This window comes from Bradyrhizobium sp. 215_C5_N1_1, assembly GCF_052075935.1.
GTDB lineage: Bacteria > Pseudomonadota > Alphaproteobacteria > Rhizobiales > Xanthobacteraceae > Bradyrhizobium > Bradyrhizobium barranii.
This window is the reverse complement of the sequence record NZ_CP197228.1, coordinates 6,766,753-6,779,495: the sequence shown is the minus strand read 5'-3', so window position 1 is coordinate 6,779,495 and position 12,743 is coordinate 6,766,753. Positions and strand designations below refer to the sequence as shown.

The following is a 12,743-nucleotide window of genomic DNA, read 5'->3' as shown; positions in this document are numbered from 1 at the left end:
GGCGTAGCCGGGTTCTCGAAGGATGAGGCCCGCAATTCAAATCTCATCCCTCAAGAGCTCGCCAGTTGCGCGGCCTTTGGGATCTGACCAGTTGAAAACGGAGATCGCCATGTCAGCCAAAGAAGTCAAATTCGGCGTCGATGCCCGCGACCGCATGTTGCGCGGCGTCGAAATTCTCAATAACGCGGTGAAGGTCACGCTCGGTCCGAAGGGCCGCAACGTCGTGCTCGACAAGTCGTTCGGCGCTCCCCGCATCACCAAGGATGGCGTCACCGTCGCCAAGGAGATCGAGCTCGAAGAGAAGTTCGAGAACATGGGCGCACAGATGGTGCGCGAAGTCGCCTCCAAGTCAGCTGACGCGGCCGGCGATGGCACCACCACCGCCACCGTGCTCGCGGCTGCGATCGTGAAGGAAGGCGCCAAGGCGGTTGCCGCCGGCATGAACCCGATGGACCTCAAGCGCGGCATCGACTTGGCAGTGGACGCCGTCGTCGCCGACCTCGTCAAGAACTCCAAGAAGGTCACCTCGAACGAGGAGATCGCCCAGGTCGGCACCATCTCGGCCAACGGCGATGCGGAGATTGGCAAGTTCCTCTCCGACGCCATGAAGAAGGTCGGCAACGAGGGCGTCATTACGGTTGAAGAAGCCAAATCGCTCGAGACCGAGCTCGAAGTCGTCGAAGGCATGCAGTTCGACCGCGGCTACATCTCGCCCTACTTCGTCACCAACGCCGACAAGATGCGCGTTGAAATGGACGACGCCTATATCCTGATCTACGAGAAAAAGCTCTCCAGCCTGAACGAACTGCTGCCGCTCCTGGAAGCAGTCGTGCAGAGCGGCAAGCCGCTCGTTATCATCGCCGAAGACGTGGAAGGCGAGGCGCTTGCGACCCTGGTCGTCAACCGTCTGCGCGGCGGCCTGAAGGTCGCGGCCGTCAAGGCTCCGGGCTTCGGCGATCGCCGCAAGGCCATGCTGCAGGACATCGCGATCCTGGCCGGCGGCCAGGCGATCTCGGAAGATCTCGGCATCAAGCTCGAGAACGTCACGCTCAACATGCTCGGTCGCGCCAAGAAGGTGATGATCGACAAGGAGAACACCACGATCGTCAACGGCGCCGGCAAGAAGGCCGACATCGAGGCGCGCGTGGCCCAGATCAAGGCGCAGATCGAGGAGACCACCTCGGACTACGACCGTGAGAAACTCCAGGAGCGTCTCGCCAAGCTCGCAGGCGGCGTCGCGGTGATCCGCGTCGGCGGCGCGACCGAGGTCGAGGTGAAGGAGCGCAAGGATCGCGTTGATGACGCGATGCATGCGACCCGCGCGGCGGTCGAGGAAGGCATCGTCCCGGGCGGCGGCGTCGCCCTGCTCCGTGCCTCCGAGCATCTCAAGGGGCTGCGCACCAAGAACGACGACCAGAAGACCGGCGTCGAGATCGTGCGCAAGGCGCTGTCCGCGCCGGCTCGCCAGATCGCGATCAACGCCGGTGAAGACGGCTCGGTGATCGTCGGCAAGATCCTGGAAAAGGAACAGTACGCCTACGGCTTCGACTCGCAGACCGGTGAGTATGGCAACTTGGTCGCCAAGGGCATCATCGACCCGACCAAGGTGGTTCGCGTGGCGATCCAGAACGCGGCCTCGGTTGCGGCTCTCCTGATCACCACCGAAGCCATGGTGGCCGAGGTGCCGAAGAGGAACGCCGGCGGCGGCGCGCCTGCGGGTGGCGGCGGCATGGGAGGCATGGGCGGTATGGATTTCTAGGTCAAACCGCTCATGGCCGAACGGCAGACAAGGGAAGGGATGGCCGATTTCCAGGAGGCAGAAGCGACGATCTGCTCACAGGAAAGGGTCAGTTGAGAACCGCATGCGCACTCCGCAGTCCGGCAAACCCTTCCAGGGAAGCTTCTCCTCGTTTGCCGAGACGCCGAGGTGAGACTGCTGTTCTATCGCCCTCGACTGCGAACGGCCTTCCCAAGCGAAAAGCCCGGCCGCGAGGGCCGGGCTGATCGGTAATATATTCAAGTCAGGCAATGCAGGAATAAAGCGGGGAGAGGCGTCGCCGTCTGTTCGAAAAGGAACACCTGAACCGATTATTGGTACCGCCCGCGCTCAACTGCGAAAGGCGGAGAATCTCACAAAGGCCCTGCATTTCCAGGAGCATCAAGGGTGCAGATACTCGCCGTGGCGCGCTGGCATCAGACTGCAGCGAGCCGGCGCATCAAGCCATCCCGAAGGTATCCCTACGCGAGTGTAGTGAGCAATTTGGTACAGACGCCGATCCCTCGACGTGTCTAGCCTCCTTAACCGGTGAAGCTCAACATACCTCCAAATCAAGGCGAAAATCATGGAAATCTCCAGCGAGACGAAAGCTGCCGTGCGGCCGGCACTGTGGGGAGCCGCGGCCGGAGCAATTGCTCTGGCAATCGTGGGTTTCAGCTGGGGCGGCTGGGTGACGGGTGGGGCCGCCGAGACGCTCGCGAGGAATAGTGCTGCGACGGCTGTCGTCGCAGCTCTCACACCCATCTGCGTTGAGAAGTTTCAACAAGCCGCTGATGCCTCGGAAAACCTGGTCGCAATGAAGAAGACGACCTATGCGTGGGATCAGAGCAAGTTCGTCGAAAAAGGCGGTTGGGCCACGATGCCGGGAAGCACTGAGCCAAATTCAGCCGTTGCGAAAGCTTGTGCCGAATCGCTTGGTAGCAAGAAAGCTGTGGAGCTGCGCGGATAGTCAGGCAAGTCGCGCGGCGGAAATCTGCGCATAGACGCGCCGGCCCCTCGACACGTCTGCATCTTGCGCAGTGGAAGGGGGCTCCTGCAAAGCAGACCAGGCAGTCGTCGCCAGATGGTCAAGCATCAAATTCGTCGTATCTACTTTGAACGGAGAACTCGATGGGACGAAATCCCTGAAGCCCAGGTCGAGCCGAGCGCTTCCCCTCGTCATTTCAGTTCCCGATTTGCCGCACGCCACGCGGCCTTCCAACGGGTGAACATCCTTTCAATTGTGGTAGTATGATTGCGTGTTAATGGTCCAGCGAACGAGAGTCCTGCCTTGGTGAAAGCGGCGAAGGACTTTGATCCCAGAGCATTCCTTGCCAAGGTCGGGGCCGGGAAATCGATCTCGAAAGTTGGCAAAGGTCGGAGCGTGTTCGTGCAGGGAGATGCCGCGGACGCGGTATTCTACATTCAAGAGGGAAAGATCAAGCTCACGGTCGTTTCGGACCAAGGCAAGGAAGCCGTCGTTGGGATTTTGGAGCCCGGACAATTCTTTGGCGAGGGCTGCCTCAATGGTCATCCATTGCGTCTTGCCACGACTACGGCAATGGAGTCCTGTGTCATCACGAGAATATCGAAGACGGCGATGACTACGGCGCTCGAAGGCAAGCCGAAGTTCTCTCAATTGTTCATGGCGTATTTGCTCGCGCGCAATAGCCGGATTGAAGAAGACCTGATCGACCAACTCTTCAATTCGAGCGAGAAACGCTTGGCGCGCCTGCTGCTTCTGCTGGCGAACTTCGGCAAGGAAGCCAGCTCGCAGCCCATTGGCGTCAATATCAGCCAGGAAACGCTGGCCGAAATGATCGGTACGACCCGGTCACGGGTCAGCTTCTTCATGAACAAGTTCCGGAAGCTTGGCTTCATCAGCTACAATGGAAAGATCGAGGTCCATAGCTCGCTTCTGAACGCGGTTCTGCGCGACAAACCCGAGATAGACCGGAAGAACTGACCGCCGCGCGGCCAAACCGAGCGCCGGGCCAAACGCGGGACATTAGCCCACTCGAATAGCGGATCAGGGCGGCAGTTCGTCGCGGACCGAGCCTCCCTCGTTCTCCCATCGTGACAGAGCGGTTGCGCTCGATCTCGCATCGCCAGGCGTGTCCTTTTTCAAAGGCAGCTTGTTGCGACCGATTTCATTGTTGCGCCTGTGATCCGTCAAAAAGACGAAGCCGGCCCGCCAGGTGTTGAATTTACAGCTTCCCTCAGCGCTGGCCGAATCCTTAACGAGCTCGCCGGACGCGGTCGCTCTTGCGCGATGCTGCTGAGATTTGGACATATGCAGAGCCCTTTCGTTGGAAGTCTCCGCGCACTCCGGCCAATCTCGACGGTTGACCAAGGTGGACTTGAATGTGGGGATCGAAGCGATGAATAGCGAGCCCTCGGCATAAATAAGATTGCCAAAGGAGCGCACGGATCGCTTTGCCGTGCGTCCAATCGTGCCGCGCGGCAAAAGAGCCGCTGTAGCGGATTGTAGTCAGAAACAATTCACTGCCATCTTCGACGACATCGTAGTTGCGAGCGATGGAGTCGGCAGCAATTGGCGGCGAGGAGCACGCGCCCGGCAGCGTCCGACCAATCCCTCAGGCGCGGCAATGATGCTGACAGACAGAAACACCGTAATCGCGTCCCGGCGCTGGTTCGCACCCAAGCTTCTGATCTATCGACCAGTGGGATTCGCTGCCGGATGGTAAGACAAGCTGTCCTTGCTTCATTTGGAAATGGCGCAGTCCGCTGCCCGTTGAAGAGAGATCGGGCAGCGACGGCGGCACGGTGGGGCCGTTGGCGATTGATGATCAACTCGGCGTTCGCGGCTTGCTGCTGTTTGATGATGGGCCGCCTGATGCTTGCCGTTCCTTCGCTTCGTAATATTCGGCCGAGAACTTGATGGACCATCGCGCGAAGAACGAACGCAATTCCTGAGTGGGCTTCTCGACGCCCAAATGCTCTGCGACATGCGCCTCGCGCAACCATCGCACCGCCGATGTGAGACCGGCGATGCGCTCGAGCCTCTCAACCGCCGCGGTCCCGGCGATCTCTGCCTGCCGATAGCGAAGGCCGAATTTTCTGATCACATGCACGCGCTTGATGATGTCGTAGCCCTTGAAGACGAGCTGAACGAGTGGATGCTTTCTGGCCTGCGGCCAGGCTGCCGGATAGACCGGTAGCACCAGAAGCTTGCTCTTCGCGATGACCGTTGCGAGCGGATGCAGGAGTTGCATCCAGGCTGGCCAGGATGTGACCTTGGCAAACAATACCGCGTGCATCGCCGTTGCCGCACCGAAAGAGATCGGCAGCCAAAGGACCGCGCACAGGATCACGAGCAATGCGGCGTTCGGCGTGAGATGCCGGCATGTTCTGAACACCCATGCCATGCCGCCTTCAAAGGCATCATGCACAGCGTGTTCGAACGCCCGATAGCTGATCTTCCGCCGGAACCACAACCAGTTGCGCCGAATCGATCTACCCCACTGTCGACGCTTCGCGGCGGACAGGGGAAGGAAGCGCACCGCGCCATCGATGACGGTCAAGATGACATCGCCGACAAGTCTGGCCGCGAAGAGCGGCAGCCAGACAATCTGCATCGCAAAGGGGAAGGCGTAGTCGAGCATCCGCATCAAGATCGAAAGAACGAAACGCAGGATCTTGTTCGTGACGAGCGCGACAACAACAAGTGGGATGATAATCACATCGTCGAGCGCACCGCGAAAGCGGCTTTCCTCGGTCCATGCCGGGTGACGACCATCGGTCACGGTGCACCGTCCGGGCTGAGTGCCGGCTCAGACTAGCACATTGCGCGCTCGAGGGGGGCCTCAGGTGCCGGTCGTTAGGCGACACCGAGCACTCCGCATAAGGGACCAGTTCGCATGACCCGCGTTAACCCTGTCTCTGATCTTGTCCGGTCGCCGCGCCGGCTGGTTTAGTTCTGCCGCCAAGCCGCCTTATTGGATGTCTGCAATTGGTCTCCGGCTTTGAACGAGGCGTCTCGTTCGGGAAGCGTGAAATCAGATGAAGGCGGCTCTCATCCTCGTTGGCTTCAGTACACTCGCGGTGATGGAGCTTGAGACGGCGCCCCGCATGACCAAGCCCGTGAACGCGCCGCCTGTTCAGGCGACCGTCGGGTTACGCGTCTCAGCCGATACGCTGACGACGGCAGACCGGCTCGGGACCCCGCACATGCACATGCAATTTGAAGCGCCTCCGCAGCTGGTCTCCTTGAGCGAACCGATGCCTCCGCCGGATCAAACGGCGAATGTTGCGCCAGAGCCTTTGAAGATCATCGCGCCACACCAGCGCACCGCAAGCGGGAGAAAATTCGCGGTCATGCTGCCCAGACCTCGGCCCGTGCAGGAAACGTCCAAGGCATTTGCGAATGCCAAGCGCGCCAAGCCAGTCGCGGAGGTCAAGCCCTGCCGGTCAGGTGTCTTCGATGGCCTGTTCAAGGCATTGAACCTGTCAACGGGATGTCAGAGCTAGCCCTAAGATACCTCTCTATCAGCGATATCGTTTCCGCCACGCCGGGTTCACGCGGCCACGGTATCAATCGAGCGGCGTATCACCTGGCGCACCTCTGCATTCGACAGGAACAGGTCGTGGTTGATAACGCCCCAGCCTGCCTCGGACGCATCGACCACGCGCACCCCGAGCCCTTCGATGGCGGTCTTCTCGGCAGCGCCGACCCGTGTCATCCCACCAGCGAGTTGCCCCGACAACGCCAGCGCGCGGTCGTTCGTTGCGGCGATGACGGTGATCTTGCGCGAAAGCGGACCGATGCGGTTGATCGACGACGAGAACACGTCCATGTCGATGTCCGGCGCGGCGAACACCACGGCCCCGATCCTGCCCGCAACGGCGTCACCGGATCGCGCATAGAGCTGGCGCAGGCTTTCGAGCGTCAGCATGGTTCCCATGCTGTGCGCGACGATGTGGACGCGGCCGGCGCTTGAACTCGTCACGACGGATTGCAGCACGCGTTCGAAGCCATCGCGGGACCACATTGCGCTGTCGCGGTCATAGGCGTAGTCGAACAGTCCAGCCTTCGAGGGCCAGGAGAATACCATCGTCTGGCCGCGGAACCTGATGCCATCGGAGAGATGCGCGGCATCGAGCGCCGCTGTCTCGAACGTCTGCTTGAAGCCGTGCACGTAGATCAGGACGTCTGGTCCGCCGCCGGCCTGCGCGACAAGACTGCCGACATCGCCCGATACCGGCTCGATCCCATCAAGACGCCAATCGTCAAGTCCGGCTGCAGCCAGAGAAAAACGGCTGTCACCAGGCGCCACAAGCTTCGCTCGTGCGACGGTCATCGTAGAAGCCCGCTCCGGCCCAAACCACGGCTTCGACCGGCCGCCGTTCACTGGCTTGCGCGTGGTTACGACGAGCAACGTAGGGTCGACCGAGAGCGACGAAGCGTCGTACCGTGCGCCGGTAGCACCCAGGCTGGCGCATCCGCCCAACGCGACGACGCAGGCTGAGGACGCAAGCCCGCCAAGGAGCGCACGGCGGGACGCAGTCACTTCGTGTTGCACTAGACGTCGGATGATCACGCAGAACCTTTGGGAACTGCCCCCTGGAGGAGCCCGCCCCCTGCGCGCGTTCCTGAATGATGATGGCGGCGAGAATAAGGGCGGGGCGCGCCACGCCGCTTGTTCCAAATGCGGATTGAAATCGTCGAATAATCAAACAGGTTTTGGTTCCGCCATGCGGAGGTTCGATCCCTCACAGGCCTAGTCAGCTGGCAACCCGACGGATGCGCCGGGCTGCCAGCTGGATTCGGCCAACTCAGGACTTCGTGGGGCTGCGGACCGCCACGCCGGGATCGATCGTCTGCGACGGTAGGCGGCGTTCGGCGGGGCGCGCGACCAGCAGATAGAGAACCAGAGCGAGCAGCGACGTTGCCGCCATCACCGCCGTCATCGACAACGCGGTCCGCCCGTCGAAGCGAAGTGCGACCAATCCGCTCGATATTGCGCCGGCGGTCAGCTGAATGCTTCCGGCGGCAGCGCTGACGGCGCCCGCGATCTCCGGGAGACGCTGCATCGTCGCGCTCATCACGTTCGGCACGCTGAACCCGAAGCCGAGTGCGACCGCCATCAGCAGCGCAACCACGAGTGACGTGGGCATCCACCCGGCCAACGTCATCGCGAGCAGGGCGGTGCTGGCGGCGGCCGACAGCGTCAGCCCGGTTGCGAGCATGCGGGCGGACTCTACGCCGCGCCGGCCGAGCTGGCCGTCGAGAAAGGCGCCGACCATGACGGCCCCCGAGCATGCGCTGAAGATCAGGCCATATTGCTCCGGGCGCAGTCCGATGGCGCCGACGAAGAACAGCGAGGCGCCGGTGACGTAGGCAAACACGGTCGCGCCGCCCGCGGCGCCGACCAGGATGAAAGGCAACGACACCGGATGCGTCAGCACCTGGCGGTAGCTGTCGATGACGGCCGAAAGCCCCAGGCGGCCGGCGCGGTCGGTCGTCGCAGTCTCCGCGAAGCGAAACATCACCACGACCAGCAGCATGAGACCGATCCCCGCCTGGACGGCATAGATTGATCGCCAGCCGGCGATCGCCAGCAGGGCGGCTCCGGCCGTCGGTGCGATCACGGTCGCGACATTGACCGTGACCATGACGTTGGCGATCTTGCCTCGCGCGGCGTTGCCGTCGAAGAGATCGCGAATGATGGCAAAGGTCGTTGCGGTGGCGGCGGCGCCGATGCCCTGGACGAAGCGGCCCAGCAATAGAACCGGCAGCGAGGACGCTTTCGCGCAGGCAAGGCTTGCGGCGACGAACAGTACGAGGCCGAATGCCAGAATCGGCTTGCGGCCCAGGCGGTCGGAGATTGGTCCGTAGATCAGCGGCGCGGTGGCGAGGCTGAGCATGAAGGCGCTCATGGTCAGCCCGACATCCGACGCGCTCGCGTCGAGCGTCGCGCCGGTCGCTGCCAGCGCCGGCAGATTGATGTCGATGCCGGAATAGGGCACGGCCGCCAGAAAACCGAGCAGCAACGTGAAGGCGAAGGATGCGGGGTCGATTTGCATGGACGGTTATCCGGTTCCGGCTTGTTCGATGTGCATGAGGTGATGGAGGTGCGGTCGCCCGCCCTCCATCGTCGCGTTCGGCGATTACGCGCGCCGTTCGGCGCGCCGCCCCCGGCTTGCCGCCATCGCGCCGGTGTGCGAGCTCTCGTCGGCCACGAGCTCGCCGATGACCCGGAGGATTTCGGCCCGCGTGTCGATCCCGGCGAATTCGTCGGCGATCTGCGAGGCACGCGACTGGAAGCGGGATTGATCGAGCACCGTCCGCACCGCGTCGCGCAATGCCTTCGGTGTTGGCTCGTTGGTCGCGAGGTTGATGCCGACCCCGGACCATGCGACCCGCGCGTTGACGTCGGCCTTGTCTTCGGTCAGCCCCGCGGTGACCAGCGGGATGCCGAAGCTCATGGCCTGGTTGACGCTGCCATAGCCGCCGTTGGTGACGAGCACGTCGACGTTCGGCAGCAGCCATTCGAACGGCAGATAGCTGGCGATGCGCGCGTTCGACGGGATCTTGCCGGGGATGGCGTCAATCGGGCGGCCGCCTGCCGTCACGATCACCAGGATGTCTTCCTCGTCCGCGAGGGCCGCCAGCGTCGGGGCAACCAGCAGATTGAAATTGTGATTGGCCACCGTTCCCTGCGTCACCAGAACGATCTTGCGCGATCCGCCGAGCTCTTCGGCCCAGGACGGCGGCGGAACCTGGTTGGCGATGATCGGCGGGGTGCCGACGAAATGCACTGAGGGCGGAATCTCGCGAGGAAATTCGAAGCTTGGCACCGACAGTTGCAGATAGGCATCCCCGAGAGCGACCACGGAATGGAACATCGGCATCGCGATCGGCCCGACCCCGAGAGACTTCAACGCCCGGTTCAGGCGCATCGACACCGGCTGATCGACTGCCGCATCAAATTCCCGCGCCATGGCCGCGTAGCGATCGCGCTCCTCGTCGGTCTTTGCCGGCGGCAGACCGAGGAAATTGGGCCCGCCGTCCTCGCGCGCCCAATGCAGAAACGAGGTCCCGCAGAGCGCGATGGGAGGCCGCTGCGAGCGCGGTCCGAGCAGCATCGGCAGCACACCGAACAGCATGTCGTCGGCGACAATGATGTCGGCGGGGAATTGCCGCAGGATTTGCAGCAGCCCCTGGTGCTGGGCCGGAATGGCGTCGACGAAGATGCGCTCGCAAGCAACACGGAACCACTCCAGTCCCGGCGGAATGGTCTTGAGTTCGGGGAATCGCGAGAAGACGTCGTTCGGATCGAAGTCCGCGTCCTCGGGAAGGGGAAAGAACTTCACGCCGCTGGCTTCGACGCGGGCACGAAAGGCGGTGCCCGTCAGGAAAGCGATCTCGTGACCATCTCCACGCAGGATTTGCGTGATCGCCAGCATCGGATTGAGATGACCCGTCGCAGGTGTCGAAGCGATAAGAATCTTCATGTGAGTTGACCTCTTGATGATCGATGCACGGTCGCCCCAGAGCGTCCGGTCGAGTAAGAGGCAATTGAAGCGATCGCCGTTACGCCAAGACTTCCGGCGGCAGCGAAAATGGTTACGGCGGCAACGCATCGTGGCGCTGCCAAGGCCGGGCAAAAAAAGTTCGGTGCGAAACCGGTGACATCCTGCCAGCAGCGATAATGCTGGCACAGGATTACAATTGTAACGCGAGCGGCGGGCGATGAAACGGCACGGAAACACCGCGCTGTTAATCCGGCAGACCTCCGCATGGCACACCTTCGCAGATATTGGCGCGTTGGCGTCGGCCGAAATTCATTTTTGACGATCCGGATGTCGCGCGGCATCGGTCGCACCCAATTCATTGAGGACTGGCATGGAAAATATTGTCGCCCTGATTGCGATGGTTGCGTTCATCGCGTTTCTGGCCTGGCTGGGCGTTCGCGCCGCCCGGACGAAATCTGCTCTGGCGAAGTGGAGCGGCATGGTGCTGACGGCCGTGCTGGCCGTCTCAGTGTTCGGCGTCGCCGCTTTGACCGCGGTCGGTATCGTCCGGCAACACGCCCGTTCTGCACCGGTCCCGGATGTGAAGATCGAGGCGACACCGGACCAGATTGCCCGAGGCATGGCCGTGGCCGACGGCTTTTGTGCCGCATGTCACTCGCAGACCGGGACGCTGACCGGCGGCGGCGATGTGGCCAAGGATCTCCCGATTCCCATCGGCGCGTTCGTGCCGGCCAATCTCACGCCCGCCGGCGTCTTGAAGAATTGGTCCGATGCCGAGATCTTTCGAGCCATTCGCAACGGGATCGACGCGAGGGGGCGCTGGCTGGCGATCATGTCCTTCGCCAATGCCGGCCGGCTCAGTGACGACGACACCAAGGCCGTGATCGCCTACATCCGCAGCCTGCCCGCGAGCGGTGCGCAGACCCCGGATCCGCCGGATCGCTTCAGCCTGCTGGGCATCGTGATGCTGGGCGCCGGACTGTTGCCGGATGCGAAGCCCGTCTTCACCGGCGTGATCACCGCGCCGCCGAAGGCGCCGACGGCGCTCTATGGCAAGTACCTGCTGTCCTATCAGGATTGCCGCGAATGCCACGGCAGGGATCTCGGCGGCGGCGTGCCGGGACAATTGCCGCCGCTCGGACCGGACCTCGGTATCGTCAAGAACTGGAGCCTTGCGCAATTCGTCGACACCATGCGCACAGGCGTTGATCCGAACGGGCATCGGCTCGGCGAGCAGATGCCGTGGCGGCCGATCGGGCGGATGGATGACGACGATCTCGCCGCGATCTACCAGTACCTGTTGGCTCTGCCGGGCTCCTGATGAGTCCGTGAAGCCCGCAAACGCCCGCGCCCTGCGGGGCCGGGCAACAGCCTGCGCAGCACATCGCAGTCGCTGAACGACAGCGCAGGCCGCAGGCTTCCTATCGCCCCAAAGTAGTAAGCGTTGGGATCACAATTATTCACGTATGCGACATCCGGTGGAATTAGCCGCAGAATTACCCTGTTGCGGCGTCATCACGGCATCATAGATAGGTTCAGTGTGTGCCGATGACCGCGGATATCCCGTTCTATTTTGAGCGATTCCAATTCGGACGACATCAATATCATTTCACCACAGCCGGACGTTGACGTTCGCAATTTTTAAGTACAGCTCACTCGGCGGACGGCGAATTTTGAGAGTATGGAATGCTTGCAGATATTGGCCACATCGTCGTCGTCGATGACGATCCGACGTTAAGGCAAATGGTGATCAAATATCTCGAGGAGCACAATATCCCGACAAGGGCGGCCTCCAACAGATCGGAATTGAACCACTATCTCGATGGCAGCCAGCCGAGCCTGATCATCCTCGACCTTCGGCTTGGTCAGGATGACGGTTTGGACCTGTTGAGGGAAATCCGGTCGCATTCCGACGTGCCGGTCATCATCACGACGGGCCATCGCCCCGACGAGATCGATCGCATCGTCGGGCTCGAGCTTGGCGCCGACGACTACATCATCAAGCCGTTCTCGTTGCGTGAGCTGCTGGCGCGCGTCCGCGCGGTGTTGCGGCGGCAGGAGATGGGACGGGCCGCGCGCGCCCGCGATCCCGAGCGCGGGGGCTATCGCTTCAGCGGCTGGAAGCTCGAACGCCGCAGCCGAAAGCTGACCGATCCCGACGAAGCGCCGGTGCCGTTGAGCAAGGGAGAATATGCGCTGCTGCTGGCCTTTCTCGAGGCGCCGCAGCGTGCCCTGACCCGCGAGCATCTGCTGCAGGCGACCCGCATCCATGAGGATATTTTCGATCGCAGCATCGACGTCCAGGTGCTGCGGCTGCGGCGCAAGCTGGAGACCGATCCGAGCGCGCCGCGCGTCATTCAGACCGAGCGCGGCGTCGGCTATGTCTTCGCGGTGCCGGTCGATCCGTTCTAGAAGCAATTGGCGGATTGCAATTGTAGCCAATTTGCCGATGGCGGTGACCTTGGCGTAACAGCGGGCCGTCAGATTG

General features: G+C 62.2%; 11 protein-coding genes. 6 read left to right on the top strand and 5 right to left on the bottom strand.

Translation table 11 applies throughout. The features are described from left to right. Nucleotides 1-109: 109 nt before the first annotated feature. The 3 genes from groL (at nucleotide 110) to AB7G19_RS32445 (ending at nucleotide 3,722) form a co-directional block, all read left to right on the top strand. On the top strand, nucleotides 110-1,759 hold the full coding sequence (groL, locus tag AB7G19_RS32455; protein ID WP_071917644.1) for a chaperonin GroEL: 1,650 nt from the start codon (nucleotides 110-112) through the stop codon (nucleotides 1,757-1,759). A 583-nt stretch (nucleotides 1,760-2,342) separates the two neighbouring features. Then, the gene (locus tag AB7G19_RS32450) at nucleotides 2,343-2,726 is read left to right on the top strand and encodes a hypothetical protein (RefSeq protein ID WP_135215055.1); all 384 of its coding nucleotides are present in this window, start codon (nucleotides 2,343-2,345) and stop codon (nucleotides 2,724-2,726) included. Nucleotides 2,727-3,047: 321 nt separating this feature from the next. Continuing rightward, nucleotides 3,048-3,722 (top strand): Crp/Fnr family transcriptional regulator, encoded by a 675-nt coding sequence (locus tag AB7G19_RS32445; protein WP_063984903.1) that lies wholly within the window; start codon nucleotides 3,048-3,050, stop codon nucleotides 3,720-3,722. A 63-nt stretch (nucleotides 3,723-3,785) separates the two neighbouring features. Here AB7G19_RS32445 and AB7G19_RS32440 read toward each other — a convergent pair whose 3' ends face one another. Both AB7G19_RS32440 and AB7G19_RS32435 read right to left on the bottom strand, forming a co-directional pair. Continuing rightward, complete coding sequence (locus tag AB7G19_RS32440; protein ID WP_144030843.1) at nucleotides 3,786-4,184, bottom strand: hypothetical protein; 399 nt, start codon at nucleotides 4,182-4,184, stop codon at nucleotides 3,786-3,788. 382 nt (nucleotides 4,185-4,566) lie between these two features. Beyond that, nucleotides 4,567-5,523, bottom strand: a complete 957-nt coding sequence (locus AB7G19_RS32435; protein ID WP_085404541.1) for a hypothetical protein — start codon at nucleotides 5,521-5,523, stop codon at nucleotides 4,567-4,569. A gap of 256 nt (nucleotides 5,524-5,779) precedes the next feature. Between AB7G19_RS32435 and AB7G19_RS32430 the strand changes: the two genes are divergently transcribed. Then, complete coding sequence (locus AB7G19_RS32430; protein ID WP_085404540.1) at nucleotides 5,780-6,247, top strand: hypothetical protein; 468 nt, start codon at nucleotides 5,780-5,782, stop codon at nucleotides 6,245-6,247. A gap of 47 nt (nucleotides 6,248-6,294) precedes the next feature. Here AB7G19_RS32430 and AB7G19_RS32425 read toward each other — a convergent pair whose 3' ends face one another. The 3 genes from AB7G19_RS32425 to AB7G19_RS32415 all read right to left on the bottom strand — a co-directional run bounded on the left by AB7G19_RS32425 (nucleotide 6,295) and on the right by AB7G19_RS32415 (nucleotide 10,234). After that, nucleotides 6,295-7,317 carry an alpha/beta hydrolase gene (locus AB7G19_RS32425; RefSeq protein WP_085404539.1) on the bottom strand — a complete coding sequence of 341 codons (1,023 nt, stop codon included), beginning with the start codon at nucleotides 7,315-7,317 and terminating at the stop codon, nucleotides 6,295-6,297. A gap of 235 nt (nucleotides 7,318-7,552) precedes the next feature. Further along, on the bottom strand, nucleotides 7,553-8,803 hold the full coding sequence (locus AB7G19_RS32420; RefSeq protein WP_085404538.1) for a multidrug effflux MFS transporter: 1,251 nt from the start codon (nucleotides 8,801-8,803) through the stop codon (nucleotides 7,553-7,555). A gap of 84 nt (nucleotides 8,804-8,887) precedes the next feature. Beyond that, entirely contained in the window at nucleotides 8,888-10,234 is a 1,347-nt protein-coding gene (locus AB7G19_RS32415; RefSeq protein WP_085404537.1) for a glycosyltransferase, read from the bottom strand. Between the two features lie 391 nt (nucleotides 10,235-10,625). On the opposite strand from AB7G19_RS32415, the gene AB7G19_RS32410 reads away from it, so the two are divergent. Together AB7G19_RS32410 and AB7G19_RS32405 are read left to right on the top strand one after the other, a co-directional pair. Further along, on the top strand, nucleotides 10,626-11,576 hold the full coding sequence (locus AB7G19_RS32410; RefSeq protein ID WP_441268734.1) for a c-type cytochrome: 951 nt from the start codon (nucleotides 10,626-10,628) through the stop codon (nucleotides 11,574-11,576). 365 nt (nucleotides 11,577-11,941) lie between these two features. Further along, the gene (locus tag AB7G19_RS32405; RefSeq protein ID WP_085404535.1) at nucleotides 11,942-12,667 is read left to right on the top strand and encodes a response regulator; all 726 of its coding nucleotides are present in this window, start codon (nucleotides 11,942-11,944) and stop codon (nucleotides 12,665-12,667) included. Nucleotides 12,668-12,743 lie beyond the last annotated feature (76 nt).